Consider the following 26876-nt stretch of genomic DNA (forward strand, 5'->3'; position numbering starts at 1 on the left):
GAGATACATTCCATGACAGCAACAGATCTTTCCGCCGTTCCGCTGGCTCAGCAGCTTCGCGCCGCTTTGGCGGCCACGCCCCTTCCGCTGGTGATCAATGGCCAGGAGGTCGCTGGCTCGGGGGAAAAGCTGCCGGTAACCGATCCCTCCACTGGCCAGCTGCTGACCGAGACGACGGCTGCCACCGCAGCGGACATCGACCGCGCAGTAGCTGCCGCCCGTGCAGCGTTCGAGTCCGGGCCCTGGGCAGAAATGACCCCGGCAGCACGCCAGCGGGCGCTGCACCGCTTCGCTGACGCATTGGAAGCGAACCTCGATGAATTGGCTACCCTGGAGTCCCTGAACTGCGGGAAGCCCTTCAACATCGCCCGCTTTGGCGAGCTGCCCGCGGGCATCGAGACCTTGCGCTACTTCGCCGGCTGGGCCACCAAGCTCAACGGCGAAACCCGCGATATTTCCCTGCCAGGAACCTGGCACGCCTATACCCAGCGCCAAGCCTTGGGCGTGGCCGCACTGATCGTGCCATGGAATGTCCCCTTCACCATTGCGCTGTCCAAGGTGGCTCCGGCGCTGGCGTCCGGCTGCACCGTCGTGCTCAAGCCCGCGGAGCTGACCCCGCTGACCGCCGTGCGCATGGCGCAGATTGCGCTTGAAGCAGGCATCCCGGCCGGTGTGCTGAACGTGGTCCAGGGCTTGGGGCCGGTGGCCGGCCAAGCGCTCGCCGACCATCCGGATGTCGACAAGCTCTCCTTCACCGGATCCACCGCGGTAGGCAAGAAGCTGCTGGCGTCGGCAGCGGTCAATCTCAAGCGGCTGAGCCTTGAGCTGGGCGGCAAATCCCCGGTGGTGATCTATCCCGACGCGGATTTGGACAAGGCCATTCCGGCCGCCGCCATGAGCATCTTCGGCAACTCCGGCCAGGTCTGCGCGGCAGGGTCGCGACTGTATGTCCACGAAGACATCGCAGACCAGGTCATCGAAGGCATCGCCGGATTCGCGAAGAGCCTCAAGCTGGGCGCTGGCCTGGCAGAAGGAACCCAGCTGGGCCCGCTGATCTCGCAGGTGCAGCGCGAGCGCGTGCTGGGGTACATCGAGGCGGGCATCGCTGATGGCGCGGAACTCGTTGCCGGTGGCTTGGCCGAAGGCGAAGAAGGATTCTTCGTGCAGCCGACCGTGCTGAAAAATGTCAGTCCGGACATGTCCATCGCCAAGGATGAGATCTTCGGGCCGGTGCTCTCGGTGAGCACCTTCGGCGACGAGGATTCGCTGGCCGAGGTGCTGCGCCGGGCCAACGACACCGACTACGGTCTCAATTCGGTGATCTTCACCCAGGACATTTCCCGCGCGTTGACCTTCGCCAAGAAAATCCAGGCCGGCAACGTCAGGGTGAATACCGGTGCCGGCATGGATGCGAACATGCCGTTCGGCGGATTCAAGCAGTCGGGGTGGGGCGCCGAAAATGGCCGTGAAGGCATCGAGGCCTACACCTCGCTGAAGTCGGTCACCGTCAAGCTCGACTAGCGGCAATGTTCTAATCCGGGACTGCTTTGCGCAGTCCCGGGCCGATAGGATGAGCTCATGAGCGAAAAGGAGCAACCCCGGCTGGTTAGCGCGTTGGCGCAGAAAGTCGTCGACACGATTGCGCCGACCATCAACCGCAATGTGAACATCATGAATGCTCACGGAGTCATCATTGCTTCTACGGATGCTGCGCGTATCGGTACCCACCACGACGGCAGCGCAGAGGCGATCCGCCGCAACAACATCATCCGTGTCAGCCGGGCCGACGGCTCGGCCGGAACCCAGCCCGGGGTCAATGTGCCACTGGTGCTGAACGACCAGCTCTGCGGCGTTGTGGGCGTGACCGGAGCTCCCCACGAGGTGGAACCGCTGGCCGGCCTGATTGCACTGACCGTTCAATTGCTCTTTGCCCAGGAACGCGAGCACTCTCGCAGCGCGCGGCGCGAGACCGAAGCCCGCGACATTATTTCTGCGTTGATCGCCGGTCGCGTTGCGCCTGAAGTGATCGACCGCTCGCTCGCAGCGCATGGTTTGCGCGGGCCGAAATGCATTGAAGCTTGGCTGCCCCGAAGCGTGGGGGATCCGTCGCTCGAAGAGCCGGCGAAGGATCATCACCGCACGTCATGGGTTAGCCTTTCCGGCGCGTACTGGAGGCTTTGCGCTGCCAGCGAGCCAGCTTTCGCTCCCGAGCGCATGGACCAGGAACGTTTCCTGGTCTCCGCGCCTGTCGAAAAGGCCGAGGATCTCATGGCCGAAACCGAAGTGCTGCGCGTATTGGTGGGCTATCCGGCACTCGTGCCATCCCACGCACGGCGCCGCATGTGGAGCCGGGAAATTGCTGTGGCTATCGCCCGCACCCCAGCCCGCAGCCTGGAACATGCAGCTGCTCCAGCGATGCAGCTCAATGAGGAACAAGCCAGAACCCTGCTGGTCGTTGCGACAGCTGCTTCGATGAGCCAAGCGGCCACGGATCTGCATATTCACCGCAATACCTTGGTGCAAAGACTTGAGCGGATAAGCCAGGTCAGCGGCGTCGATATTCGGCGGTCCAGCGAATCCCTGAAACTCCAGCATGCCATCTACGCGAGAGTGGCCTTGGGCCAGCTGCATGTTTTCTAGGCCCTGGAAACGAGGGGAGCTGGCGCCGGGGCTGGGAAGGGTGGGATGTTTGCACACATTGGCTCTTTCGAACCCAGGCAAATATGGTCGTGTGCCCATAGGTATTCGGGGTCACTTTTCCTAGTATTGGCAGGATGATCGATCTTTGCGCCCGAAACCGGGGTGGCACGGTGGCATCTAGCCCAACGGGCAAAGCCTTGAGCGGCTTTGCCGACAGGGCTGGTCCACCCGTTGAGCCATTGCGGGCTGGACGCAGAGAACTACCGATATTGGCAAAGGAGCCAACCCGCCGTGTACGAACTGCTTGTTCTGCTGATCCTTGTTGTGGCCATCGTGATGGTCACAGCACGCCTGAAGATCAGCCCATTTCTCGCCCTCGTTGGCGCCGCTATCCTGGCGGCCTTCGCCTACCGGATTCCGCTGGCCGACGTGGCTTCGACGGTCACCACGGCCTTTGGCAGCACCATGGGAAATATCGGACTGGTGATCCTGTTCGGAACAATGATCGGTGTCATCCTGGAGAAATCCGGCGCCGCGATCTCCATGGCAGATGCGCTGATCAAGGTCCTCGGTACCCGGTTCCCCAACCTGACGCTATCGATTATCGGCTACATCGTTTCCATTCCGGTCTTCTGCGACTCGGGATACGTGGTGCTCAACTCGCTGCGCAAAGCCATCACCCTGCGTACCGGGGTCTCTGGGCTGGCAACTTCCATCGCCCTGATGACCGGCCTGTACGCGACCCACACCATGGTGCCTCCAACTCCGGGCCCGCTGGCCGCAGCCGAAAGCATCGGCGTTGCCGATAACCTGGGCTTGATCATCGCTGTCGGATTGCCCGTTGCGGCCATCTCGGCACTTGCCGGCTTGGCCTACGCCAGCCGCTTCAACAAGTCCCAATGGACCCCGTTGCCAAGCGACGACCACAATGACATCTCCGAACTCGACTATGAGCAGCTGCGTGCAAGCTTCGGAAAATTGCCCAGCCCGGCGCTGGCCTTCATGCCGATCCTGGTTCCGCTGGTGCTGATCTGTGCCGCATCCATTGCGAAGCTGCCCTCGCACCCGATTGGCGAAGGCGCTGCCCTGGAAATCCTTTCCTTCCTGGGGACGCCAGTTATTGCGCTGATCTTCGGCTTGATCTCATCGACTTTTCTTTTGAGCGGTGGCAGCAAGCTGGCGGTCTTCAATGAGCAGATGAACGAAGCTGTACGCACCGCTGCTCCGGTCTTGCTGATCACCGGTGCCGGCGCCGGCTTCGGCGCGGTCCTGGCCGCGTCGGATCTGACCACGATTCTTTCGGATTCACTCAGCGGACTGGGCTTGGGCCTGGCTGTGCCATTCCTGATCGCCGCTGCACTGAAGTCCGCCCAGGGCTCGTCCACCGTCTCAATGGTGACCACTTCCGCGCTGGTCGCTCCGATGCTCGGCTCCCTGGGCTTGGGTTCGGAGCTGGGCATGGTGCTATCCGTATTGGCAGTAGGCGCCGGTGCGATGGTTGTCTCGCACGCCAACGACTCCTACTTCTGGGTCGTCTCGCAGCTCAGCCGCATTCCGGTGATCACCGCCTACAAGACCCTGAGCGTGGCTACCGCCATCCAGGGCACCGCGGGGTTCCTGACTGTACTGGTCCTGGGAGCCGTACTGCTTTAGCAGCACGCCTTCCAAGAAAGCAACGGATCGCGCCATCGGCAGATGGCGCGATCCGTTGCTTTAAGCAGTGCTGGATTAGCCCAGGCCTGCCACCGGGAAGCTCCGCGCGGCCTTATTCGCTGTGGCAGTCGAGATCACCAGCAACGCGATGGCGGCCAGGTAGCCGGCTCCGGTCGCGGCGAAGGCGAAACCGAATTGGCCCAGCAGGCAGAGAACTGCTGCGCTGGCCAATGCCGCCCAACCGGCCCAGGAAGCCGCGGCAAGCAGGGGCGCAGCCTGCTGATGCCCGGCGAGCCAGGCCCCATCGCTGGCCAAGGTGTGGCGCGTCTTGATGCCGATCGCCGCATTGCGAGCGAGCTTCCGGTCCCGTGCCATCGGGGCGAGGAACGCTGCGACCAGCGTTATGCTCAGCAACCCGAACATGAAGGCAATCACGCCTGCTGGATCCACTTGCCGCCTCTTCTGCCGATTGATCTTGAATGGCCATTCTATGCGGTCGCATGGAAGTGCCCTGATCCACGCTGTGTTCCCAATCGATGCCTGCGGGAACGCTCTTGAGATCCAGTTCCGGCATGCCAATTACGTCATGCGAAGGTCATATGACGTCTTATCTGCCCGTTTTCCGGCAGGGCGAAGGCGCGAAGATGACGTATTTTGTCCTGCTGTTCCTCCGCATGACAGCGCCCTTCCCGAGGACCTGCCAGTAATGCTTGACTCGGAGCACAACCCATCCAGAGCGGCTGAGAGACCTGGCTCCGAGACGCCGCAGCAAGCCTGCACTCCGCAGGTAGTGCTAACGCCAGGTTCGATGGAACTCCCGGGTCTAGAAGCATGAACTTCTGTTCGGGATCCCTCGTTCAATTTGTCTAAGAGAGGGACGACATGACTCGTACTCGTCCGAACGCCTTGAAAGTTCTGGCTTCAGCGATGGCGGCAGCAACACTGCTGACTGGCTGCTCGCTGAAAGAACCACGGCCGGAAATAGCGCCGGTTGTGGCGCAAAGCAGTAATCCGCAAGCCGAGCATAAGCTCGACAACGTTCCTTCACTCAAAGGCAAAAAGGTCGGCATCGCGGCCAAGGATATCCTGCACGACTACTCGCGCGTGGTCTACCAGCAGATCCAAGAGCGCATCAAAGAGCTCGGCGGCGAGGTCATCGCTACCCAAGCCGAAGCCAAAGACGAGAAGCACGTCTCTGACGTAGAAAACCTGATCACCCAGTCGCCCGATGCCATCGTGGTGATCCTGGGCGATGCCCAAACGCTCACTCCTGCCTTGGCCAAGGTGGACGCCGCCGGGATCCCGCTGTTCACCATCGATTTCCAAAGCGAATACTCGAAGAACAACGTCACCAGCGACAACTGGAACGTCGGCACCACGCTGGCTCGCACCATGGCTGAAGACCTCCACGGCAAGGGGAAGATTCTGGTCTTCAACGGCTTCCCCGGTGTGACTCCCTGCCGGATCCGGTACAACAGCCTGAACCTGGTGCTGGAAGACTACCCAAATATCGAGAAGATCACCCCGGAACTCCAGGACAAATACGAAGGCACCATCGAGGATGCCAAAAACCAGATCCAGGACCAACTGCGCAGGCTGCCCGAGGGCGAAGTTGACGCGATTTGGTCCTGCTGGGACATGCCGCTGATCGGTGCCGCGCAGGCCATCGATCCCACTGGTGGCGACATCAAGCTGTATGGAGTGGACGCAGAGCCCGGGGCCCTGGATTTGATAGCGAACCCGGACAGTTCATACCAGTTCACCGTCGCTCAGCCCACCAAGCAGATTGCCGCTGCCTCGGCCACTAATATCGCCCTGTTCCTCGATGGGCAAACCGATCTGGTTCCGAGCACCAGCTATGCCGAGCCGATTTTTGTCGACAAGGACAACGTGAATCAGGTGCGCCATGACAACGGAATCTAAGGAACTGCTGAGCATGGCCGCCATCAACAAGTCCTTTGGCACGGTCGCCGTGCTTGACCATGTGCACCTGCAGCTTCGGGCCGGAGAGGTTCTGGGCCTAGTGGGCGAAAACGGAGCTGGAAAATCCACCCTGATCAAGATACTCACCGGGCTGTACACCCTGGACTCGGGGCAGATCGAACTTGCCGGCCAGCCGGTGCAAATTCGCCGGCCTGCCGATGCCGAAGCGCTAGGCATTGAAGTGATTCACCAGGACCGCCATCTGGCCGGCCGCTTGACCGTCGCCGAACAGCTGTATCTGGGCACCGCGAAGAGTCGTGGGCTCTGGCGCCACGAGCGCACCGCGCAGGCAGCAGCCCGGGCGGATATTTTGCGAACCACCGGCCAGGAGCTGGACACCGGTGCCTTCGTTGATGAGCTCAGCGTTGCCCAGCAGCAGCTGATCCAGATTGCCCGTGCCGTACTGGCCGAACCCAAGGTGCTGATTCTCGATGAGCCGACCGCACCGTTGGCCAATGATGAAGTTGAACAGCTCTTCGGCACGATCCGGCATCTGCGGGACCGCGGGGTAGGGATCATTTTCATCTCGCATTATCTCCAGGAACTGCGGCAGATCACCGACCGGATTACGGTGCTGCGCAACGGCAGAAATGCCGGTGACGCCAGTTTCGCGGACGGTGACAGTATCGAAGATGTCATCGGCTTGATGCTGGGCAACCAGGTTAACGAGTTCTCGCACCAGAGGCGCGAGCCGCCCGCCGTTCAGGGCGAGCCTGCCCTTGAACTGGTGGACCTCTCGGTGGCCGGAACATTGAGCGGCATCAATATCTCGGTGGCGCCCGGAGAAATCGTGGCCGTCACCGGATTGGTGGGATCGGGGATTGAGGTGCTCGCCGACGCGGCCACCGGCAATCGTGCGCATACCGGCTCGGCGCTGCTGCACGGCCGGCCGGTGGCATCTGCGGCGGACTTTGCCGCCCGGGCAGGCGCCTACGTCCCGTCGAACCGGCATTCAGATGGCATCTTCCTGCGCAACACCGTGCGCGAAAATATTGCAGCGGCCAGCCTGCGAAAGCTTGGCCGCCGCCTGGGCTTGTTGAATGCGCGCAAAGAGCGGGACACAGCCAGCGAACTGGTGCAGCGCCTGGATATCCGTCCGGCGAATCCAGAAGCCGTGGCTTCGGGTTTGTCCGGCGGCAACCAGCAGAAAGCGGTATTGGCCCGCTGGTTGGCCAAGGGATCGGACGTGCTCGTCTTGGACCAACCCACCTCGGGCGTCGACGTGGGAAGCCGTGCGCATATCTACGCGCAGATTTCCCAGTTGGTCCAGCAGGGAGCCGCCGCGCTGTTGGTCAGCGTTGACCTGGAAGAAGTAGTGGGACTGGCCGATCGAGTGCTGGTGCTCTATCGCGGTCGGATCATCGCCGAACTGCCGTCGAGCGAGGCGGGTACGGAAAGAATTCTTCACTTGGCATCCAGCGGCCAAACCGCCGGAACATCACGCGAAGAGGTCAAAGCATGAGCACCACCCTTGTTCCGGTCGACGAAGCACCTGCGCCTGGCGCGTCCCGCACGAAGCCGAGATTGGCGGCCTGGATCGGCTACGCCGGCATCACCGCGGTGCTGCTGCTCTTTGCCTTCGGTTCCCCATTTTTCTTGACGGCTTCGAATATCGCCACCATCCTGACCCAAGCGTCGGTCTTCGGCATTGCCGGGGTGGGGCTGGCCATTGTGATCATCGCTGGCGGCGACGACGTGCTCAACGGAGGCATCGACCTGTCCACCGGCGCGGTGGCAGGACTAGCCGGAACGGTGACCGCGCTGGCCGCGGCTGCCGGAACCCCGGGCATGGTCGCGGTGCTCTACGGGGTCCTCGTTGCCACCGCGATCGGCGTCGTCAATGGCCTCTCGGTCACCTTGGGCCTGCGTCCGCTGCTGGCCACCTTGGCCACCATGGGGGTGGCCGCTTCGCTGGAACTGGTCTTCAGCCAGAACTTGAAGATCGCCGTTACCGGTGGCTTCTTCGAAGCGGCGCGGGGCAGCGTGCTCTTCGGCATCCCATTGGTGGCCTGGCTTATGGCGCTCATCGGGGCAGCGGGGTGGTGGGTATATGGCAAAACCAGCTGGGGAGTGAATTCCTATGCGGTTGGCCAGAATCCGACCGCCGCGCAGGTGGCGGGACTTGACCCGCGCCGATACCGGCTAGCTAGCTATGTGCTCAGCTCGGCGTTGGCTGGCCTGGCCGGAACGCTGCTGGTGGCAAGGCTTTCGGCCGCCGTTCCAGGCATCGGAACCCAAATTCTCCTGGACATCATCCTGGTGGCCTACATGTCCATGATCTTTTCGCGCAGGCGGCTGGTCAGTGTGGTCGGCACCGTTCTGGCCGCGGTATTTGTGGCCGCCCTGGATAACGGATTGACGCTGCTGGGCGTGGCCAGCCAGTGGGTGGGTGCTGCCAAGGGCCTGCTGATCCTGCTGGTCTTGGCCAGCGTGACCCTGCGCGGAAGGAAGAACCGATGAGCACCATTGAAACCCTGGCCGCACCCGTGGAGCCGAGCCCCGGACCGGTCGCAGCCTACAGCGGAAAGAAACGCGGCACGCTTCAAGCATCGAGGCTGGTGGCTCCGGGTACGTTGGCCCTGATCCTCATCGTGTTCTCGGTGCTCAGCCCGGTGTTTTTCACCGTGGGAAACCTCTTCGGAATCCTGGGGCAGGTGGCTTTGCTCGCCTTGGCCGCCATCGGGTTGACCCTGGTGGTGCGCGCCGGAGGCATCGACCTGTCGATTGGCGTGGCCCTGGATCTGGGAGCCTTGGCCAGCGCTTGGCTGATCCATGACGGCTACCGTGCGTGGGTGGCCGTGGCCGGCGGGCTGCTTTTCGCCTTGGCGGTGGGAGCGGTGAATGCGCTGCTGATCGTGATCCTGCGAATCCCGGCTTTCCTGGCTACGCTGAGCGTGTGGTTTGCCGGCACCAGCGTGCAGCAGCTGCTCACCGGCGGCGGCGCACCGATCTACCTGTCGGCGCCCCTGGTGCCGGACGGTTTTGCCGTGATCGGGCGCGGATACTTCCTGGGCATTGACGCCGCCATCGTCAACGCGGTCTCCATCTCCCTGGTGGTGGCCCTGCTGCTTGGCATCACCCGCTACGGGCGGAAGCTGACCATGGCCGGCGAACAGCCGAGCGCCGCAAGAATATCTGGCCTGCGGACCAATGCGCTGATCGCCAGCGCCTACCTGTTGTGCGCGGTGATCGCCGGATTCGCCGGAGTGGTGCTGGCAGCACGCTCCAACGGATATGTCCCGGGCAGCGGACAGGCCTATCTGATGGATGCCATTGGCGCGGTCTTCATCGGGGCAACCATCAGCCGCTACGGGCGAGTGTCCGTGGGCGGAACGCTGATCGGCGTGGTGATTTTTGGCCTGCTGGATAACGGGCTGAACCTGATTGGCCTGTCCTTCTTCTGGCAAGACCTGGCCCGAGGGCTGGTTCTCCTGTCCATCCTGCTCGCCGCCGTGGTGCTCGGGAGGGCCAAGAGTCGGCCGGCCACCGGCATCTTCGCGCTATTGCGCACGACCAAGCATCAGGCACTGACGAACACCGCGAAGGGAAACAGAAAATAATGGGCAAGCGCATCCACCTTAACGCCTTTGACATGACCTGCGTCAGCCACCAGAGCCCTGGGCTGTGGCGGCACCCGCAGAATCGAGCCGACGAATACAACACCCTTGAATACTGGGTGGATCTGGCCAAGACCCTGGAGCGCGGTGGCTTTGACGCCCTGTTCCTCGCCGATGTACTTGGCATCTATGACGTGTACCAGAATTCCAGCGGTCCAGCCTTGCTCGATGCCGACCAGGTGCCACTGAACGATCCCTTCATGCAGGTTTCCGCCATGGCCGCGGCCACGAAGAATCTCGGTTTCGCGGTGACCAGCGCGCTGACCTATGAGCAACCCTACGCGCTGGCCCGGAAGTTCTCCTCGCTGGACCACCTCACCCGCGGGCGCATCGGTTGGAACGTGGTGACTAGCTACTTGGAGTCGGCGGCCCGCAATCTGGGCATGGCCAGGCAGCTGGATCACGACGCCCGCTACGACATTGCCGATGAATTCATGGACGTGGTCTACAAGCTCTGGGAGGGATCATGGGAGGAAGACGCGGTTCTCAAGGACCGCGAACGTGGCGTCTACACCGACCCTTCCAAGGTGCATCCGATTAACCATCACGGCCAGTACTTCAACGTGCCGGGCATCCATCTTTCCGAGCCTTCCATCCAGCGCACCCCGGCGATCTTCCAAGCGGGCGCTTCTTCGCGCGGCCGGCGCTTTGGCGCGCAGCATGCCGAGGGCATCTTCCTGAATTCGATCAATACCGCGGTCACCCGCCGCCAGACCGATGCGATCCGCGACGAGTTCGAACTGGTGGGTCGGCCCCGGGACGCCGCCAAAATCTATGCGCTGATGACCACTGTGGTGGCTGATTCAGACGCGCAGGCGCAGAAGCTCTACCGCGAATACCAGTCCTATGCCTCGCGCGAAGGTGCCATGGCATTCTATGGCGGGTGGTCGGGCTTGGACCTGAGCCAGTACGCGCCGGATGAGGAGCTGCAGTATCTGGAAACCAACGCGGCGCGATCGGCGGTCTCGATTTTCACTACAGCGAATCCGCAGCAGAAGTGGACCCCGAATGCCATCGCCGACTACCTCGGAGTTGGCGGCATCGGACCGGTGCTCGTCGGTTCGCCGGAAACCGTGGCGGACGAAATCGAGCGTTGGGTGGATGAATCAGGATTGGACGGGATCAACTTGGCCTATGCCATCACCCCAGGTTCCTTCGAGCAGTTCACCGATCTGGTGGTTCCCGAGTTGCGGAAGCGCGGAAGAACTTGGGCAGGATACGAAGGCAACACCCTGCGCGAATATCTGGCGGGTCCCGGCACGACGCGAGTGGCTGACGATCACCCGGCAGCCGCCTATCGCGGGGCTTATGCGGGAAAGGCCTCGGCAGCGGAATCCGAAGCGAGCCAAACACCTGAAGCTGTACTAGGCGCCCGGTGACACATGAGGAAATATGACGGCCACTGAGGCTCCTGTGAAGGCCTCGAAAATGTCGATTCATGACGATGTTCCGTCCTATGACATCTTCCCTGCCAAGCGGAGGCCGTCGGTGCTTCACTGATGGAGCACAACCCATCCAGAGCGGCTGAGAGACCTGGCTCCGAGACGCCGCAGCAAGCCTGCACTCCGCAGGTAGTGCTAACGCCAGGTTCGATGGATCCGCAGATTTTCTGCATCCTTCGGAATCCATAGCCCAAGAGGAGAACGAAGATGACTGTACTGGATACCCAATTGCCGCGCGTGCCCTACATCGGCACTGCTGATGAAGCTGAACTCGCTCATTGGCGCGACGTCGCCCAGCAAGTAGCTGGCAAACTGGCGGCTGACGCGCTCGACCGCGACCGCAAGAACGCCCAGCCTTTCGCCGAAGTGCAGCTGCTGCGCGAAGCCGGGTTGCTCAATCTCTTGGTGCCTGCAGAATTCGGCGGAGCCGGAGCCCATTGGGAAACGGCCTTCGAAGCGGTCCGCATACTGGCCGCAGCTGATGGATCCATCTCGCAGTTGCTGGCTTACCACTACATCAACCAGTCCGGCATTGCGTTCTACGCCCCGGCAGAAGCTCAAGGGGCATGGTGGCAGCGCACCGTGGAAGGGGGGTGGCTCTGGGGCGATTCGGTGAATCCAGTTGATCCGGATTTGACGCTGAGCGCCGAAGGGGACGGCTACCGACTGAATGGAGCCAAGCGGTTCTCCACGGGTTCCGGTGTTGGAGAGGTCATCGTCATCAACGCGCTGGTCCAGGGCGGAGAATACGACGGGCAGATTCTCGCGTTGGTTCTGCCACGCGATATCGATGGCTTGGAAATCGTTGACGACTGGGACTACCTGGGACAGCGGCTGAGCGCGTCGAATTCCTTGAAGTTCCACAACGTGCGGCTCGAAGCAAGGGACTTGCTGGGATTCGTCACCGATGAACCGGTCTCCACCCTGCTCACCCCCGGGATCCAGCTGGCCTTCGCCAACTTCTACCTGGGCATCGCCCAGGGAGCGCTGGCGCGCGGCAAGCAGATCTTGCTGGGCCGCAAGAACGCCTGGCTGTTCTCGCAGGCAGAGACCTACTCGCAGGACCCGATCTTCCAGCGCACCGTCGGAGAGCTCAAAGCCCGCACCGCAGCGGTGGCGGCGCTGACCGAGAAGCTGGGCCGGAAATTCGACGCCCTGCTCTCGAAGGCCGGGGATGTCACCCAGCCCGAGCGAGCGGCGTTGGCCGTGGAAATTGCTGAAGCCAAGGTGGTCTCCACTGAGGTGGGAGTGGATGTGGCGAACCGGATCTTCGAGGTGACCGGTTCATCTTCGACTGCGAACTCGGTGGGCCTGGACCTGTACTGGCGCAATGTGCGCACCCATTCGCTGCACGACCCAGTGGACTACAAGAAGATCGAGGTCGGCGCCTACTTCCTGCGCGGAGAGTCCCAGCCGCTCTCGCTGTACACCTAAGAAAACTTCTCCCGGATTGGACTGAACGATGACTGTACTTGCAACTGGCAATCGACTCGCAGGACTCAAAAACCGCTTCGCACCGCTCTTCGCGCGCATTGCGCAGGGCGCAGCCGAACGCGACCGCACCGGCGAATTGCCCTACCAGCAGGTCGCGGACCTGGCCGCTGCCGGCTTTGGTGCGGTTCGGGTCCCGGAATCGCACGGGGGTGCCGGTGCTACGCTGCCCGAGCTCTTCGAGCTCTTCGTGGATCTCGCGGCCGCGGATTCCAATATTGCCCAAGCGCTGCGCGCGCACTTCGCCTTCGTCGAGGACCGTCTGGTTGCGGCCCCCGGCCCGGGGCGCGACAAGTGGCTGGCCCGCTTCGTGGCGGGAGAACTGGTGGGCAACTCCTGGACCGAGGTCGGCACCGTCAAGGTCGGGGACGTGATCACCAAGGTCACCCCGGACGGCGAGGGAGGATTCAAGATCAACGGCACCAAGTACTACTCCACCGGCTCGATCTTCGCCGACTGGCTGGATACCTACGCAGAGCGCACCGACACCGGCAAGCGGGTGATCGCCGCAGTCAACCGCCACCAGCCCGGCGTCGAGCTGGCCGATGACTGGGATGGCTTCGGCCAGCGCACCACGGGTACCGGCACCTCGACCTTCACCGATGCAATTGTCGCCGAAGAAGACCTCATCGACTTCGATACGCGTTTCAAGTACCAGACAGCTTTCTACCAGCAGGTGCTGCTCGCTGTCCTGGCCGGCTCCGCCAAAGCAGCCGAGCGCGACTTCGCCGCTGAGCTGAAGGCGCGCAAGCGGACCTTCAGCCATGCCGCGGCCAATGTGGCGGCCGAAGACCCGCAGCTGCTGCAGGTGATCGGCGAGGTCTCCGCGGCGGCCTTCGCTGCCGCGGCAACGGTAGAACGAGTGTCGACGGCATTGCAGGGTGCCTACGAAACTGCGCAGGCGCTGCACACCGGCGAGGTGACCGGGGAAGAGGACGAAGCAGCCAACGATGCGGCAGAGCTGGCCAGCGCCCAGGCGCAGGTGGTGCTCACGCCATTGGTCCTCAACGCGATCACCCACGCTTTCGATGCGCTGGCCGCCAGCGCCACGAGCGTTACCAAGAACCTGGACCGGCACTGGCGCAATGCCCGTACCGCCGGCAACCACAACCCCTGGGTGTTCAAGGCGCGGTTGATTGGCGACCTGGCGGTCAATGGCACCGAGCTTCCGCGCGTGTGGGCGATTGGTGCATCAAAGTAGATTCCTTGATTTTGCGGGTCCAGCATTCTTTGCCGATGCTGGGCCCGTAGGTTTTAACCGTGCAGTGTTGCCCGCAGAACGTCTTGAATGCGAAGATGTCCCGCATGAGTGGTTGGCAATTTTCTTTCGAGGACGGGTACAAGCCTCCCGTCCTCGACTTTGACTGGACGCCGATCGACACCGTTGTTCAGCGACTGGCACTGCTGCAGGTGCAAGCCAGAGGAACCGGCGAGGTGACCGCGGAACTGCAAAGCTGTGTTGCTGAGCTTGAGCGGCTTATCGTGCTGGCCTTGGAACACGGCGCCAGCCTGGGTCAGTTGGCCGAAAGAACTAGGGTCAGCCAGCGGGATCTGGCGAGGGTCAGGAAAACCGGACGACTTTACGAACGGTAATGGTCCGCTGCCCGCTGGCTAGACTGGGCGGGTGATCAACTACACCCTGCGCCAGCTGCAGTACTTCGTCGCCGTCGCTGAACTCGGCTCCATCTCCGCTGCGGCGAAGCAGTGCCATATTTCCCAGGCAGCCATGTCCCAGTCCATGGACGAGCTGGAACGCGCCGTCGGCTCGCAGCTGCTGGTGCGCAGACGTGCCCGCGGCGTGGTGCTCACGGCTGTCGGCACGGACTTCCTGCTGGACTCGCGGGCCCTGGTGCGCCATGCCGAAGAAGTGCAGGACCAGATTGTCGAACGCCAGACCAAGCTCTCCGGCCCTTTGGTGATCGGCTGCTATTCCTCGCTGGCCGCTTTCTGGATCCCGGTGATCTGCGAACGCTTCACCAATGTGCACCCGGATTTGCAGGTCACCCTCGTGGAGGGGGACGGGGCCGACCTGCAGGAGCGCATGCTCAAGGGCCACCTGGATGCGGTGCTCACCCATACCCGCCACCTGCTGCCGCAGGTCTCTTCGCGTACGGTGATGTCGGGCCGGCCCTATGTGCTGGTGGGAGGCAATCACCGGCTGGCCGATCGCACCTCCGTCGCCTTGAGCGAACTGGCCGACGACGACTTCGTCTCCCTGGACATCCCCACGGTGCGCGATAACCAGCTGGTGAATCTTCGCATGTCGGGCTTGGACCCCAAGGTGCGGTGGAGTTCGCAGAGCTTCGAGGCGGTGCGCGGGATGGTGGCTCGGGGTTTGGGCTATACCGTTCTGGTGCAGCGCCCGCCGGTCAACCTGAGCTACGACGGCTTGCCGCTGTCGGTATTGGAGATCGAGGGCGAGGTTGGCGTGAGCGATATCTGCGTGGCCTACACCGCTTCGGACCGCCCTAGCTTGCGGCTGCGCGCGTTCTTGGATTTCTGCGAGGAAGCCGGAGCCGAGAAAGAGCGCAAGGCCGGTTAGAACCCGTAGGTTCCAACCGGCCCCGCGCTTTCGCCAGTCGGGAGGCTAGTGGCTCATTTCCTCGGCCTCGAGGTCGGCGTCGCGGCCTTCCTTGATGCCGCGCATGGCCAGGGCGGCGACGATGAACGCGGCGGCCCAAACGGCTCCGGCGATCCACAGCGATCCGCCGCCCAGCAGCACCAGGCCTGCAACGATCATCGGGGTGAAACCCGCGCCCACGGTGGAGGAGAGCTGGTAGACCAGCGAAGCGCCGGTGTAGCGGATGCGGGTTGGGAACAGCTCCGCGGTGAACGCGCCGAATGGCCCGAAGATGAAGGCCTGGATGATGCCGTTGGCCACGAACAGCGCGATGGCGAAGAGCCACAGCTGGCCCAGTTCCAGCATCCACATGATCGGCAGGGCGGCCACGGCGCCGGCGAGGATGCCGACCATCATGACCGGGCGGCGGCCCAGCTTGTCTGAATAGCGCGATGAAACCCAGATGCCCACCACGGTCAACGCGGCGCCAATGGCCTTGATGTTCAGCACCGCAGTGCGGTCCATGCCGACTTCCTCGACTACGTAGGAGATGGCCCAGACGGTCATCAGGCCCTGCACCGTGTAGGAGCTCATGCCCACCAAGGTTCCGCGGATGACGGACTTCGGGTACTTGGTGATGACCTCCATGAAGGGGGTCTTGCGCTCTTCTGCCTTGTTTTCCAACGCGAGGAACAGCGGGGACTCGGTGACCTTCAGCCGGATGACCAGCCCGATGCCCACCAGCGCGATGCTGATCAGGAACGGAATGCGCCAGCCCCAGGCCAGGAACTGCTCATTGGGCATGAGCGAGACGGCCGAGACTGCCAACGTGGCCATCACGGCGCCGGCCGGGCCGCCCATGTTCGCGAAGCTCGCCGCGAAGCCGCGGCGCTCCTTCGGCGCGTGCTCCAGTGCCATCAGCATGGCCCCGCCCCATTCGCCGCCCACGGCCAGGCCCTGGACGATGCGCAAGATGATCAGCGCGATCGGGGCCAGCATGCCGATCTGCGCGGTGGGAGGAAGCAGTCCGATCAGTGTCGAGGCACCGCCCATCATCGCCATCGAGGTGATCAGCACGCCCTTGCGGCCGATCTTGTCGCCGAAGTGGCCGAACACGATGCCGCCCAGCGGGCGGGCCAGATAGCCCACGGCCAAGGTGGCAAAGGAAGCGAAGATGGCTACACCCGGGGTCAGGCCCACGAAGAAGACCTTGTTGAAGACCAGCGAGGCCGCCGTGGCGTAGAGGATGAAATCGTAGAATTCGATTGCGCTGCCGATGAAGCTGGAAGCCAGGATCCGGCGCATCTGCGGGGATTTCAGCGAGGGAACCAACGCCTGTGCCTCCACGCCGTTGCCATTATTCAGGGTGCTGCTCATCGTACTGCCGCCATTTCACTGTTGACGCGGGAAAAGGATATCGTGTCCAGATCGTTGGGCACTAGGTAGTTGCCGGAGAATTTCGCGGCGTGGGCTTCCCAGACCTGCAAAGGCGTAGTTCCGGGGACCAGATGGTGCAGGGCCAGGCTGCGCGCCCCGGCCTGGTGCGCGATCTCGATCGCCTGCTCCGGCGAGGTGTGCGAGGCGCGGTGGTGGTCCATCGAAGCCTGGGCTTCCAAGGTGCCAACCGAACCGTAGGCGCGTTGCACCCAGTCGAAATCGATGGCCTCATGAAGCAGCAGGTCGGTATCCTTCGCCAGGGCCACCAGGTTCTGGCAGGGTGCGGTGTCTCCGGAAATGGTCACCGAGCCTTCTGCGGTATCGAAGCGGAAGGCGAAGGCCGGGGCGATCGGCGGGTGCTTGACCAGGGTTGCGGTCACCGTGACCAGCTCGTCTTGGTAGATCTCGAACGGCGCGAAGCCCTTCGGTGTCGGGTTCTCGTTGGGGTGGTACCCGGTGCCCACCGGAATCTCGATGTCCGAGGCGATGAAGTGGTCCAGCGGGGAGGGGCGCAGGGCGTCGATCACGCGGTCATTCAGGTCCGTGGCGTAGGCCTGCATCAGATGCTCGAACATCGAGGCAGTGCCCGGGGTCGGATTCTGCGCGAAGACCGGCTGCGGGGCGGTCACTGCGCGCGGGGAGGCAGGTGGCAGGGCGCCGCGGTCGCCGGGGCCGATGATGGAAATCGGAGCCTTGCCGGCCGGCAGGGTGAACATTCCGAAGATGGCCAGCGAAGCCAGGTCGATGGTGTGATCGGAGTGCAAGTGCGTGAGGAAGATGCCGCGAAGGTTCGCAGGGGTGAACCCGGCCTTCATCAGCTGGTTGCCCACGCCGGTTCCGGCATCCACCAGGTAGACGCTTTCGCCTACGACTACGGCGGTGGAAATTCCCGCGCGCTTGCCGGCGTTCTCGCCGGTCCACCAGCGTGGTCCGCCGGCGGTGCCCAGCGTAACGACGCGGGGATTGAGATTGGTGGAGGCCATGGAATGCGCCCTTTCGTTCGTTCAGGTACTGCATTCAATTCTTATGCGCTGGATCACATTCGTAAAACTGTTTTTATCAACCAACTAAATAGGTTTAGCCGATAATGGGTTGGGTATGCTCATAGCATCGACGCAAACCAAGGAGGGTCATGTCCGAGCAAGATCGCAGCCGGCTTTCACGCTGGATATTGCCACGGGGCAGTGAGCCTGACCCGCGCTTCACGCTGGCCAACGAGCGCACTTTCTTGGCCTGGATTCGAACTTCGCTAGCCTTCCTCGCGGGCGGCACAGCGCTGGAGGCCTTCGCCGCAGAGGCCTTCCCGTCGCCAGTTCGCACCTGGCTGGCGGTGCTGGTGATCGGCGTCGGCATCCTGATTGCCGCCGGTGCAGCCGTGCGCTGGGTCCGCGTGGAACGCAGCATGCGCACCGGCAGGCCGTTGCCGATTCCCGCCATTGTCCCGCTGCTGGCATTCGGTGCCGTGGTGGCCTCACTGGCAGCGATCGCCATGATTTTCTGGTCCCTCAGCTCGTGATGAAAGAGCCCATCGAGATCAGCGACCCGGGGTTGCAGCCAGAGCGCACCGTCTTCGCGTGGAACCGGACAATGGTTTCATTTCTCGTGGTTTCCGCGGTCTTCCTGCGCTGGCTTCCGCACTATGGCCTGGCCGTGATCCTGCTGATTGCGATATCTTCCTCGATGGCATTCGGGATTCTGCTCTCGCAGCGTGCCCGGTACCGGAAAATGGCGCAAGGCGTGAAGGCTGAACGCGTCAGCGCGGATGTTCTCGCCGTGCTGCTGAAAACAGCGGTGCTGCTGGCTCTAGGCGCTTGCGCGATCATCCTTGTGCTCGGCGCCTAGTTCCGGGTGCTCGCCAGGCGCAGGTTTATCGAGGCTGCGGCAGTAGCGGCCAGAGGAGTTGCAGGCGCGGCGCGAGTGCTGTTCCGGCCCTATTGCGAATGCCCGGGCCGGTGCAGCCAGTCCAGGCGCTCTAGCTGTACCGGTGCTGGGACCCGGATTTACCGAAGGGTCAGGGCCCATGGAGCTCGAGAATCTCCGCGGAGCTGAATGCTACCGATTCCGCGAGCTTTTGCACCGCTGCATAACGCTGTGACTCCGCATCGATATCCTTGTGGAACTGGGAATTTCTTTCGTCCCTGTCAGCCTCGAACTTCTTTCCGGCGAGAGCCAGCTCCCGGGCAATTAATGCTGCCAATCCGTCACGCAGTTGTTCCAGGGAGGTGTTGGAAATTTCCAATCTTCGGTTAGCTGCGCTCAGAACGGCATTAGGGTAGCCGGCGGCATCGAGTTGGCCGCGCATGAAATCGCTGGTCAAGAACTCTGTTTCCTCGGCTGCGGGCTGGCGGTTGAAAACGGCGGCAACCCGGTACGCGCCGGGCGCCTTGTCGCTGAGCAAAGTTCCCGGCAGAGAGTTCATGAGCACCGGGCCTATCTTCAGCGGCTGGTGCTTCTTGCCAAGAGTGCGGGAGAAGTCCATCATGGCTTTTCCTTTCCATGTCCGTCCCATGCCGGCGACCAGGGTGCTCTGCCGTGGGCAGCAGCGCCTGGCGCCAGCTCAGCTAGGCTTGCCGTAGGGTTGCTTGGCCCGTAGCAGGCAAGATGTCCACGCGGCGCTCTGGTCCCTGTAGTGGTTCTTGCGAACTGTAGGCAACCTTGCGCCATCCGCATGAGGTGCAGGTCCAGAGCACTTCACGCATCGTTACCAGCATGTCCTGGCGCTGGCCAGCTTCGTGGCCGCCTTCGTTGTCCCATCTCTTGAGCTGGTTTTGATCATCGACGAATCGACGGGTTTCTGTTTCAACCAAGGTATTTCTGTAGCACCTCGGACAGCTGTTCGGCTTGTCCATGACATTCCCTCCGTTGCTGCATAGTCGTTTTTATTGCCGTGCTCTGCCCTCGGTGCTGCAGTTCAAGGCCGGTTCCACGGGAAACGCCGTACCATTTCTTGAGTTGGGCATCGCGGGGACCGCGGCAGTTGTGCGCGTACTGCCGTTTTGCACTGTCGGCTTCAAATGTATTGTCCGGCTGTGCTGGTTGCATGATTCGCCACTAGCGGACCGAACCGGTCTGTGGGCTGCTGGAGCAAAACTGTGATTCGTTCCTGGCGGGCAACCCTTATCGGGCAAATGGGAGAAGCGCAAGGAAGCGGGCAGTTAATTCGAGCCGCCTCGATAAAGATCCCGGTTCAACACTGCTGCGTTAATCTGAACGCCGTCCTCGGCAATGAGGAGGGCACAAAAGCTCTACGCCGGTAGGAAGTGCTTCCGATGACGGCATTTCTACGGAAGTTAGATCCAATTCCAGTCTACTCCGGTTTCCCGGTTGTGGACCGGAAAATGGCCAAGTGAAGCGACGAAGGGTGCCCGCGGCTGCAACGGCTTGTGTTGCCGAGGGGCGTCACCCTGTCGCGGTCCGGGCCATGGCGCGGGAGGCCAGCGGAAACCGCCAGCGGCTAATGCGGGGCCCGATCTTGAATGTTCCGGAGTTCGGGGTCCAACGGGCGGGAATGCGCGTACAGTGAAAATACCGGTCCAGCTCGAATTCGCTGTAAAAGGGGATGATTCGCGATGCAGGCTGACGCTAGATTCAAGATGCCGTTCAATTTCGCCCAGGTGGTTATTGCGGCTTTCGGAGCCATGGGGCTTAGCACCTTGGCCTATTTTGTTGCCAGGGTTATCGGCGCATCCATGGAGTACTCCGGCGGCTTATTCCGGAACCTGGATTTCATCCACATCGTGCGATTCACTGCCCTGCCCATTCTCATTCTCGGCTTCCTGACCTTCTTGATCGGCCGGGCCAAGCCGGGCTTCTGCCGCATCGCCCAGTGGGTCGGCGTTGCCGCCGTCTTGACCTCAGCGGTGGTGCAGTGGTTCTTCGCCGAGGACTGGGGGACCGCGCTGACCCTGGCGATTATGCACCTGGTTGTTGCAGCGTCTTGGTATATCGCGGTGAACTACTCGAATAGGAAGTTCAACGAGATCGCGGCCCTGGAAAACCTATAGCCCTGCTAAGTGTCGCGGTTCTCACGGGCTCCTGAGAGCCGTGGCACAGGCACTCGGGAATAGAATAGTTGTGAACTATCAACAATTCTAGGAGTGCCATGACGTCTCAGGGACAACCCAATAGCCCATTCAATTTCATTCAGGTGATTATCGGTGCGCTGGGTACCAGCTACCTGAATGTCATCATTTTCTTCCTGTCTGGCGCCGCTGGGGCATCCCGCCGGATTGGTCCTAATTCAACTGATGTTGTCGCCTTTGACCACCTGTTGCAGTTCACGTTGATCCCGATTCTGTTCTTCGGCCTGGTGGTCTTCCTGATCGGACGGGCAAACAAGGGCATTTGCAAGATCGCGCAGTGGGCTGGCTTGCTCATCGCGGTAGTCTCGATCGTTTTCCCGATCATGAACGCAGCAGATGCCGCTACCGCTGTGGGCCTGTCCCTGATCCATATCGTGACCGGTATCGGCTGGTTCTTCTCGGTGCACTACGGCAACAAGGAGCTCCACGTTCCTTCCAAGGACGTAGCGCTCGTCTAAGCACGAAAAGCAAAACCTCGCAGAGCGATCAGCAATGATCTGTTCTGCGAGGTTTTCCGTTAAGCCGTGAGAGCTGCTGGTGCTGATTCGGGCTACACCCCAACTTTCTCGAGCTGAGGATGCTCGTAGGCTTTGCGCATGCGCGGCAAGAACAGCAGGCTGACGGCTGCCGCAAGGCACAGCACCGCAGCGGTAATCCACGCGGCCAGGTAGCTGCCGGTGGTTTCCCGCGACAGCCCTGCGGTCAGCGAGCCGGCGCCTGCGCCGATCATGTGGAAGGCGAAGACCCAGCCGAAGACCACGGTGGCTCTAACCGGACCGAAGTACTGGCGGCAGAGCACCACGGTAGGAGGCACGGTGGCCACCCAGTCCAAACCGTAGAAGACAATGAAGATCCACATCAGCGGCTCGACGGTTGGACCCATCAGCGAGTGCAGGAACATCAGGGACAGTCCGCGCAACGCGTAGTACACCGCAAGCAGCAGCCACGGGCGTACACGGTCGGTCAGCCACCCGGAGAACACCGTGCCGAGGATATCGAAAATGCCAACCAGCGCCAGCAACCCGGAAGCGGTCGTTGCCGGCATGCCATGGTCGTGCGCCGCAGGGATGAAGTGCGTCTGCACCAGCCCGTTGGTAGACCATCCGCAGATCCAGAAGGTCATCGCCAAGACCCAGAATGCCGGGTAGCGTGAGGCCGCGAACAGGGCCTTGAGAGTCGCGGCAGCCATCGAACCCTGCTGCGTTCCGGATGCCGGCGCGGCTGCAGCTCCGGCCCCGCCGTAAGGCAGTACACCGGCTTCGGCAGGGGAATTGGCGAAGGGCCAGCGCAGCAACGGGATGATCAGCACCGCGAAGACGGCAACAACCAGAGCCGCGGCCCTCCATGAGTACTGCTCGATGATCAGTACAATGCTTGGCAGGAACACCAGCTGGCCGGCGGCATTCGCGCCAGAGAAGATGCCCATCACCAGGCCGCGCCGTTCGCAGAACCAGCGGTTGGCAACCACAGAACCGAAAACCAACGCCATCGCCCCGGTGCCCAGTCCAACCAGCACACCCCAGAGCGCCCACAACTGCCAGATCTGGCTGATGAACACGGACAATCCGGCTCCGGAGGCCACCAATGCCAGAGCGATGGCAGCCACCTTGCGCATGGAATACCGTTCCAGCAAAGTCGCGGCGAAAGGAGCTGCCAGGCCGTAGACCACCAGGTTGATGGTCACCGCGGTCGATAACTGGGAGCGGAGCCAGCCGAATTCGGATTCAAGTGGTTCAAAGAACGCGCCGGTGGTCGAGCGGAACGCCGCCGTGGCGACTAGCGCCAGCGTGGTCACGATGGCGACCAGCCAGGCTCGATGGATCCGCAATGGCTTCGGGGAGTTCAATCGCATGCTCCTTCTGGGTGTTGCTTTAAGCATTGCACCGGCGCTAACAGGCGTTGGAGTTCGTGACGTGCGAAGAACAAATATTGATGTCCGAAACAGGTGGAGCGCCTTGCCTCGCCGGGATTAGCTGTGCATGGCGAAGCGCGGCAGACTCAGTTTTTGCGCCTGATCGGCTCTGCTTATTCGCTATGCGGGGTCGTTGCCGTTGCTGGGGTTCTGGCGCCGGCTGCGAGGGTGCCGGTCCTGCGGCTGCACTGCACCCAGCGCCTGCCGCGGAAAGGTTTTTAGCTTGGCCCCGGAAGGCGGTTCGTCCTGGTCCAGCGGATCGGCCATGGACGATGGGGCAGCGGAGGCTTGGCCTGTTGCGGCTGCCTCGGCGGTTTGGGCCGTCACCGGGGCATCGCGGATCACCGGCATCCTGCGTGGCGGCAGCGGACGACGATGGTGCACGAGATAAATCAGCATGGCCAGAGCCTTGTGCATGACCACGATGGTGAAGATGGCCGATCCGGCATAGCAGCCCCAGGCGACCAGGTGAAGCGTGGTCACTTCAAGGACGTTCAGCTCCAGCGAGCCGTTGAGCATCATGACGGCGCCGATTTGCTGGATGACCATGCCAAGCACGGCCAACCCCACCGCAAACCAGAAATACACCAGGGTATCGGCTCCGGGTTTCTTCACGACAGGCATTTGAACCTCCGTTGGCCAGCTGTCGGCGGTCATTGCTACACACTGTAGCCCATGGCAGGAAACAGCTTATCTGCCAAAGGTGGCCCGGGCCTGGCGCAGCAGCGGCTCATCGACCATCTGCCCTTCGAAAGCGAAAACTCCGGGATTCGCCTCCGCGGCGTCGAGGATCCGCCGGGCACGTTCCCGTTCTGCTTCGGTCGGTGCGAATGCCTCGCGAATGACCGGCATCTGGTTCGGGTGGATCGAGGCTTTCGCGGCGAATCCCGAGGCCTTGGCATCGCGGGACTCCTCGCCCAGGCCTTTGAGATCTGGAATATCGAGGTACACGGAATCAATTGCGGCCTTGCCTTGGGCCACCGCATGCAGCAGCACCTGCGACCGCGCGAACCGTGCCACCTCGCGGTAGCTGCCATCCTCGCCCCGCGAAGATGTGCCGCCGAGCGAGGCGATCAGGTCTTCCGCGCCCCACATCAGCGCGACGACATTCTGCGCCCCGGCAATGTCCGAGGCATTGGTGATGCCCTTGGCGGTTTCGCACAGTGCCAGCACGTCGTAGCCTGCCAGCGCGGCCGGCTGCGCCGCCGATTCGCACTTGGGCAGCATCACGGTGCGGTAGGCCGTTTGCCCCAGCGCTGCCAGGTCCTTGGCGAAGTGCTCGCTATCGACCGGGTTCACGCGCACGATGACCCGCGCGGGATCCAGCGGCGTATCCAGCAAGGCGCGGCGGGCCGCGTCCTTGTTCCCGGCAGCCACAGCGTCTTCCAGATCGATGATGACCGCATCGGCACGCTGTGCCGCCTTGGCGTAGCGCTCGGGCCGGTCGGCCGGGCAGAACAGCAGGGAAGGGCCCATCAGGAACTCAGTCATCAGCTTTTCCTCCCTTGGCCTGCATCGAATCCTGGTGTGCTTGCCTGGTCCACATCAGGCAGGTGCGGTTTGCGGTGGCCACGATGTCGCCGTGCTGGTTGCGGCCGGTGTGCGTCATGGACGCCAGGCCCTGCCCGGGGCGGGACTTCGATTCGCGCAGTGCGGTGATCTCGGTTTCGGTGTAGAGGGTATCGCCGTGGAACATCGGGTGCGGGAAGCGCACGTCATTGATGCCCAGCTGCCCCACGATGGTGCCCTCGGTCAGCTGGCCTACCGACTGGCCAATCATGGTGCTCAGGGTGAGCAGGGAGTTGACCAGCGGCTTGCCGAAAGGCTGGGTGGAAGCCCATGCCGCGTCCAGGTGCAGGCCCTGGTTGTTCATGGTCATCGTCGTGAACGCGACGTTATCCGCTTCGGTCAGGGTGCGCCCGGGCTTGTGCACGTAGGTGGCCCCCAGCTGCAGCTCATCGAAGTAGAGGCCGCGCTGCTCGACACGTTTGTGGGTTTGCTCGCTCATGCGTCCTGCTCCTGATGCTGTGCTTCGGTTGGCTGCGCTGCTTCCACGGTGGCCACGACCTGCTTGGCCTTGACCAGATCCCCGGTCTTCAACCCGGTCATGCGCACGATGCCGTCCGCGGGGGAGAAGAGCTGGTGCTCCATCTTCATCGCTTCGATGCTCAGCAGCAGCTGGCCTTCGGCGACCGCATCGCCATCGGCCGCCTGCACGTTGATCACGGTGCCGGGCATGGGCGAGAGGACATGCGGGGAGAAGGTCCCGGATTGCTTGGCGATGGTGGCCAGCTGGCGTTCGAGGACTTCTTCGCGGGGCAGCTTGCGCACCGCCGCGGTCCAGCCTTCCTCGCACAGCCACAGCGTGCCATCTGCGGCGAAGGCATGCTGTAGTGCTGTGCGCTGCCCGTTGACGGACAGTGTTCCATCCGGTTCCTGCCGCACGGTGAATTCTTCGGCGCCCACGCGCACCCGGCTCGAATCGGGGTCCCTGAGCAACGCGGTCCTGCCCTCGGCGGCCTCGACGTCGAAGTGCCCGATGCTGGCCCGGCGATGCTGGGCCCGCCATCCGTCGCGCAGGCCCCACGGGGTATTCGCGGCTGGAATGCGCCGATCCTCCAGATGCGCTGCCAGTGCCAGTTCGCGGGACCCGACCTGGCGGAAGCCGAACTGGTCCATCTTCCGCTCGATCAGGTTGGTGTCCAGGGCTCCGGCGGCCACATCCTCGTCGGCCAGCAGCAGCCGCAGGTATTCGCTGTTGGTCAGCACGCCCAGCACCACGGTGCCGGCCAGTGCCTTATCCAAGCGGGCCAGCGCCTCGGTGCGATCCGGGCCCCAGGCGATGAGCTTGGAAAGCATCGGATCGTAGTGGGCGCTGATCTCCAGGCCGTCGCGCAGAGAGGAATCCACCCGGACATTCTCCGGCTCGCGCACGTGCAGCACGGTGCCCACCGAGGGCAGGAAGCCGGAGGACGGGTCTTCGGCGTAGAGCCGGGCCTCGATGGCATGGCCTTCCAATGCCACCTGGTCCTGGGTGAAGTCCAGTGGCTGTCCGGCCGCGATGCGCACCTGCCACTGGACCAGATCCAGCTTTGCGCCGTTCACCCGCACGACTTCCTCGGTGACCGGGTGCTCCACCTGCAAGCGGGTATTCATTTCCATGAAGAAGAATTCGTCGGGGTTCTGGTCGCTCACCAGGAACTCGACAGTTCCGGCGCCGACGTAGCCCACCGATTGCGCAGCGGCCACCGCGGCGGCGCCAATGCGCTCGCGGATCGCCGCGCCGTGCTCCAGATTCTCGAACAGCGGAGCCGGGGCTTCCTCGATGACCTTCTGGTGGCGGCGCTGCAAGGAGCATTCGCGTTCGCCCAGGTGCACGGTGTTCCCATGCGCATCGGCCAGGATCTGCACCTCGATATGCCGCGGATTGCGCACCAGCCGCTCGAGGAACAGGGTGTCATCGCCGAAAGCATTGCGTGCGGTGCGCCGGGCGCTGGCCAGCGCTTCGGGCAGTTCTGCGGCGGAATCCACGGCGAACATGCCCTTGCCGCCGCCGCCGGCCGAAGGCTTGATCAGCAGCGGGAAGCCGACGTCCGCGGCAGCGGCGAGCAGCTGCTGATCGCCGAGGCCGGGTTCGGCGATGCCGGGAACCACCGGCACCTGGTGGGAGAGGACATGGTTCTTGGAACGGATCTTGTCGCCCATGAGATTGATGGAGTTCACCGGCGGGCCGATGAAGGTGATGCCGGCAGCCTCCAGCGCACGGGCGAAGTCCACGTTCTCGGAGAGGAACCCGTAGCCCGGGTGCACCGCCTGGGCACCGGTGTGCCGGCAAGCGGCGATCACCGCGTCGATATCCAGGTAGCTTTCATTGGCCGCAGCCGCGCCGATGCGCACCGCGCGATCGGCTTCGGACACATGCAGCGCCCCGGCATCGGCATCGGAGTAGACGGCGACCGATTCGATGCCCAGCGCCCGCAGGGTGCGGATGATGCGCACCGCGATCTCTCCGCGGTTGGCGATCAGGACAGTGTCAAAGAGCTTGGTAGTCATGGTGTT

General features: G+C 62.8%; 26 protein-coding genes and 2 riboswitches. Of the genes, 16 read left to right on the plus strand and 10 right to left on the minus strand.

Annotation, left to right across the window (positions count from 1 at the left end; all coding sequences use genetic code 11):
- Positions 1-12 precede the first annotated feature (12 nt).
- The 3 genes from EDF61_RS09380 (at position 13) to EDF61_RS09390 (ending at position 4293) form a co-directional block, all read left to right on the plus strand.
- Positions 13-1521, plus strand: coding sequence for an aldehyde dehydrogenase family protein (locus EDF61_RS09380; protein WP_133833901.1), 1509 nt, complete (start codon positions 13-15; stop codon positions 1519-1521).
- A gap of 57 nt (positions 1522-1578) precedes the next feature.
- Positions 1579-2640 (plus strand): CdaR family transcriptional regulator, encoded by a 1062-nt coding sequence (locus EDF61_RS09385; RefSeq protein ID WP_133833902.1) that lies wholly within the window; start codon positions 1579-1581, stop codon positions 2638-2640.
- A 291-nt stretch (positions 2641-2931) separates the two neighbouring features.
- Complete coding sequence (locus EDF61_RS09390) at positions 2932-4293, plus strand: GntP family permease (RefSeq protein WP_133833903.1); 1362 nt, start codon at positions 2932-2934, stop codon at positions 4291-4293.
- Positions 4294-4368: 75 nt separating this feature from the next.
- Here the strand turns inward: EDF61_RS09390 and EDF61_RS09395 are convergent, their stop codons facing one another.
- On the minus strand, positions 4369-4743 hold the full coding sequence (locus EDF61_RS09395) for an SdpI family protein (RefSeq protein ID WP_133833904.1): 375 nt from the start codon (positions 4741-4743) through the stop codon (positions 4369-4371).
- 274 nt (positions 4744-5017) lie between these two features.
- A riboswitch (SAM riboswitch) is annotated at positions 5018-5108 on the plus strand.
- 67 nt (positions 5109-5175) lie between these two features.
- Here EDF61_RS09395 and EDF61_RS09400 point away from each other — a divergent pair.
- From EDF61_RS09400 to EDF61_RS09440, 9 genes are all read left to right on the plus strand, one after another.
- The gene (locus EDF61_RS09400) at positions 5176-6216 is read left to right on the plus strand and encodes a substrate-binding domain-containing protein (RefSeq protein WP_105656443.1); all 1041 of its coding nucleotides are present in this window, start codon (positions 5176-5178) and stop codon (positions 6214-6216) included.
- Positions 6200-7738: a sugar ABC transporter ATP-binding protein gene (locus EDF61_RS09405; RefSeq protein ID WP_133833905.1), complete on the plus strand. Its 1539-nt coding sequence runs from the start codon at positions 6200-6202 to the stop codon at positions 7736-7738. The genes EDF61_RS09400 and EDF61_RS09405 overlap by 17 nt, the downstream gene beginning before the upstream one ends.
- Positions 7735-8736: an ABC transporter permease gene (locus EDF61_RS09410; protein WP_133833906.1), complete on the plus strand. Its 1002-nt coding sequence runs from the start codon at positions 7735-7737 to the stop codon at positions 8734-8736. The genes EDF61_RS09405 and EDF61_RS09410 overlap by 4 nt, the downstream gene beginning before the upstream one ends.
- Complete coding sequence (locus EDF61_RS09415) at positions 8733-9836, plus strand: ABC transporter permease (RefSeq protein ID WP_133833907.1); 1104 nt, start codon at positions 8733-8735, stop codon at positions 9834-9836. The genes EDF61_RS09410 and EDF61_RS09415 overlap by 4 nt, the downstream gene beginning before the upstream one ends.
- Positions 9836-11272, plus strand: coding sequence for an LLM class flavin-dependent oxidoreductase (locus EDF61_RS09420; protein ID WP_133833908.1), 1437 nt, complete (start codon positions 9836-9838; stop codon positions 11270-11272). Before EDF61_RS09415 ends, EDF61_RS09420 begins: the two co-directional genes overlap by 1 nt.
- Positions 11273-11401: 129 nt before the next feature.
- Positions 11402-11492, plus strand: a riboswitch (SAM riboswitch).
- 50 nt (positions 11493-11542) lie between these two features.
- Complete coding sequence (locus EDF61_RS09425) at positions 11543-12769, plus strand: acyl-CoA dehydrogenase family protein (protein ID WP_208294247.1); 1227 nt, start codon at positions 11543-11545, stop codon at positions 12767-12769.
- A 28-nt stretch (positions 12770-12797) separates the two neighbouring features.
- Complete coding sequence (locus EDF61_RS09430) at positions 12798-14027, plus strand: acyl-CoA dehydrogenase family protein (RefSeq protein ID WP_133833909.1); 1230 nt, start codon at positions 12798-12800, stop codon at positions 14025-14027.
- 95 nt (positions 14028-14122) lie between these two features.
- Positions 14123-14419: a hypothetical protein gene (locus EDF61_RS09435; protein ID WP_166650763.1), complete on the plus strand. Its 297-nt coding sequence runs from the start codon at positions 14123-14125 to the stop codon at positions 14417-14419.
- A gap of 31 nt (positions 14420-14450) precedes the next feature.
- Positions 14451-15368: a LysR substrate-binding domain-containing protein gene (locus EDF61_RS09440; protein WP_105656436.1), complete on the plus strand. Its 918-nt coding sequence runs from the start codon at positions 14451-14453 to the stop codon at positions 15366-15368.
- Positions 15369-15413: 45 nt separating this feature from the next.
- Here the strand turns inward: EDF61_RS09440 and EDF61_RS09445 are convergent, their stop codons facing one another.
- A complete protein-coding gene (locus EDF61_RS09445) occupies positions 15414-16763 on the minus strand; it encodes an MFS transporter (RefSeq protein ID WP_105662301.1) in 1350 nt (449 codons plus the stop codon).
- The gene (locus EDF61_RS09450; RefSeq protein WP_133833911.1) at positions 16760-17806 is read right to left on the minus strand and encodes an MBL fold metallo-hydrolase; all 1047 of its coding nucleotides are present in this window, start codon (positions 17804-17806) and stop codon (positions 16760-16762) included. The genes EDF61_RS09445 and EDF61_RS09450 overlap by 4 nt, the downstream gene beginning before the upstream one ends.
- A gap of 149 nt (positions 17807-17955) precedes the next feature.
- On the opposite strand from EDF61_RS09450, the gene EDF61_RS09455 reads away from it, so the two are divergent.
- Both EDF61_RS09455 and EDF61_RS09460 read left to right on the plus strand, forming a co-directional pair.
- Positions 17956-18339: a YidH family protein gene (locus EDF61_RS09455; RefSeq protein ID WP_105656433.1), complete on the plus strand. Its 384-nt coding sequence runs from the start codon at positions 17956-17958 to the stop codon at positions 18337-18339.
- Entirely contained in the window at positions 18339-18665 is a 327-nt protein-coding gene (locus tag EDF61_RS09460) for a DUF202 domain-containing protein (protein ID WP_133833980.1), read from the plus strand. The genes EDF61_RS09455 and EDF61_RS09460 overlap by 1 nt, the downstream gene beginning before the upstream one ends.
- Before the next feature lie 169 nt (positions 18666-18834).
- Here the strand turns inward: EDF61_RS09460 and EDF61_RS09465 are convergent, their stop codons facing one another.
- Positions 18835-19305 carry a hypothetical protein gene (locus EDF61_RS09465; protein WP_133833912.1) on the minus strand — a complete coding sequence of 157 codons (471 nt, stop codon included), beginning with the start codon at positions 19303-19305 and terminating at the stop codon, positions 18835-18837.
- Between the two features lie 79 nt (positions 19306-19384).
- Entirely contained in the window at positions 19385-19630 is a 246-nt protein-coding gene (locus tag EDF61_RS09470; protein ID WP_105656430.1) for a hypothetical protein, read from the minus strand.
- Between the two features lie 762 nt (positions 19631-20392).
- Here EDF61_RS09470 and EDF61_RS09475 point away from each other — a divergent pair.
- Positions 20393-20827 carry a DUF6069 family protein gene (locus tag EDF61_RS09475; protein WP_105656429.1) on the plus strand — a complete coding sequence of 145 codons (435 nt, stop codon included), beginning with the start codon at positions 20393-20395 and terminating at the stop codon, positions 20825-20827.
- Between the two features lie 98 nt (positions 20828-20925).
- The gene (locus tag EDF61_RS09480) at positions 20926-21363 is read left to right on the plus strand and encodes a DUF6069 family protein (RefSeq protein ID WP_105656428.1); all 438 of its coding nucleotides are present in this window, start codon (positions 20926-20928) and stop codon (positions 21361-21363) included.
- A 92-nt stretch (positions 21364-21455) separates the two neighbouring features.
- On the opposite strand, the gene EDF61_RS09485 is transcribed toward EDF61_RS09480, so the two are convergent.
- From EDF61_RS09485 to EDF61_RS09505, 5 genes are all read right to left on the minus strand, one after another.
- A complete protein-coding gene (locus EDF61_RS09485) occupies positions 21456-22757 on the minus strand; it encodes an MFS transporter (RefSeq protein WP_133833913.1) in 1302 nt (433 codons plus the stop codon).
- 180 nt (positions 22758-22937) lie between these two features.
- Positions 22938-23441 carry a hypothetical protein gene (locus EDF61_RS09490; RefSeq protein WP_133833914.1) on the minus strand — a complete coding sequence of 168 codons (504 nt, stop codon included), beginning with the start codon at positions 23439-23441 and terminating at the stop codon, positions 22938-22940.
- Positions 23442-23507: 66 nt separating this feature from the next.
- Complete coding sequence (locus tag EDF61_RS09495) at positions 23508-24308, minus strand: HpcH/HpaI aldolase/citrate lyase family protein (protein WP_166650764.1); 801 nt, start codon at positions 24306-24308, stop codon at positions 23508-23510.
- A complete protein-coding gene (locus EDF61_RS09500) occupies positions 24301-24825 on the minus strand; it encodes a MaoC family dehydratase (RefSeq protein WP_133833915.1) in 525 nt (174 codons plus the stop codon). The genes EDF61_RS09495 and EDF61_RS09500 overlap by 8 nt, the downstream gene beginning before the upstream one ends.
- Entirely contained in the window at positions 24822-26870 is a 2049-nt protein-coding gene (locus EDF61_RS09505) for an ATP-binding protein (RefSeq protein WP_133833916.1), read from the minus strand. The genes EDF61_RS09500 and EDF61_RS09505 overlap by 4 nt, the downstream gene beginning before the upstream one ends.
- Positions 26871-26876: the final 6 nt, after the last annotated feature.

Source organism: Arthrobacter sp. JUb115 (assembly GCF_004365035.1).
Classification (GTDB): Bacteria; Actinomycetota; Actinomycetes; order Actinomycetales; family Micrococcaceae; genus Glutamicibacter.

Excerpts from the sequence above, each read along its gene's own strand:
- EDF61_RS09380 (WP_133833901.1), top strand. The coding sequence starts at position 13 with ATGACAGCAACAGATCTTTCCGCCGTTCCGCTGGCTCAGCAGCTTCGC.
- EDF61_RS09385 (WP_133833902.1), top strand. The coding sequence starts at position 1,579 with ATGAGCGAAAAGGAGCAACCCCGGCTGGTTAGCGCGTTGGCGCAGAAA.
- EDF61_RS09400 (WP_105656443.1), top strand. The coding sequence starts at position 5,176 with ATGACTCGTACTCGTCCGAACGCCTTGAAAGTTCTGGCTTCAGCGATG.
- EDF61_RS09405 (WP_133833905.1), top strand. The coding sequence starts at position 6,200 with ATGACAACGGAATCTAAGGAACTGCTGAGCATGGCCGCCATCAACAAG.
- EDF61_RS09410 (WP_133833906.1), top strand. The coding sequence starts at position 7,735 with ATGAGCACCACCCTTGTTCCGGTCGACGAAGCACCTGCGCCTGGCGCG.
- EDF61_RS09415 (WP_133833907.1), top strand. The coding sequence starts at position 8,733 with ATGAGCACCATTGAAACCCTGGCCGCACCCGTGGAGCCGAGCCCCGGA.
- EDF61_RS09420 (WP_133833908.1), top strand. The coding sequence starts at position 9,836 with ATGGGCAAGCGCATCCACCTTAACGCCTTTGACATGACCTGCGTCAGC.
- EDF61_RS09425 (WP_208294247.1), top strand. The coding sequence starts at position 11,543 with ATGACTGTACTGGATACCCAATTGCCGCGCGTGCCCTACATCGGCACT.
- EDF61_RS09430 (WP_133833909.1), top strand. The coding sequence starts at position 12,798 with ATGACTGTACTTGCAACTGGCAATCGACTCGCAGGACTCAAAAACCGC.
- EDF61_RS09435 (WP_166650763.1), top strand. The coding sequence starts at position 14,123 with ATGTCCCGCATGAGTGGTTGGCAATTTTCTTTCGAGGACGGGTACAAG.
- EDF61_RS09445 (WP_105662301.1), bottom strand. The coding sequence starts at position 16,763 with ATGAGCAGCACCCTGAATAATGGCAACGGCGTGGAGGCACAGGCGTTG.
- EDF61_RS09450 (WP_133833911.1), bottom strand. The coding sequence starts at position 17,806 with ATGGCCTCCACCAATCTCAATCCCCGCGTCGTTACGCTGGGCACCGCC.
- EDF61_RS09455 (WP_105656433.1), top strand. The coding sequence starts at position 17,956 with ATGTCCGAGCAAGATCGCAGCCGGCTTTCACGCTGGATATTGCCACGG.
- EDF61_RS09460 (WP_133833980.1), top strand. The coding sequence starts at position 18,339 with ATGAAAGAGCCCATCGAGATCAGCGACCCGGGGTTGCAGCCAGAGCGC.
- EDF61_RS09465 (WP_133833912.1), bottom strand. The coding sequence starts at position 19,305 with ATGATGGACTTCTCCCGCACTCTTGGCAAGAAGCACCAGCCGCTGAAG.
- EDF61_RS09475 (WP_105656429.1), top strand. The coding sequence starts at position 20,393 with ATGCAGGCTGACGCTAGATTCAAGATGCCGTTCAATTTCGCCCAGGTG.
- EDF61_RS09480 (WP_105656428.1), top strand. The coding sequence starts at position 20,926 with ATGACGTCTCAGGGACAACCCAATAGCCCATTCAATTTCATTCAGGTG.
- EDF61_RS09485 (WP_133833913.1), bottom strand. The coding sequence starts at position 22,757 with ATGCGATTGAACTCCCCGAAGCCATTGCGGATCCATCGAGCCTGGCTG.
- EDF61_RS09490 (WP_133833914.1), bottom strand. The coding sequence starts at position 23,441 with ATGCCTGTCGTGAAGAAACCCGGAGCCGATACCCTGGTGTATTTCTGG.
- EDF61_RS09495 (WP_166650764.1), bottom strand. The coding sequence starts at position 24,308 with ATGACTGAGTTCCTGATGGGCCCTTCCCTGCTGTTCTGCCCGGCCGAC.
- EDF61_RS09500 (WP_133833915.1), bottom strand. The coding sequence starts at position 24,825 with ATGAGCGAGCAAACCCACAAACGTGTCGAGCAGCGCGGCCTCTACTTC.
- EDF61_RS09505 (WP_133833916.1), bottom strand. The coding sequence starts at position 26,870 with ATGACTACCAAGCTCTTTGACACTGTCCTGATCGCCAACCGCGGAGAG.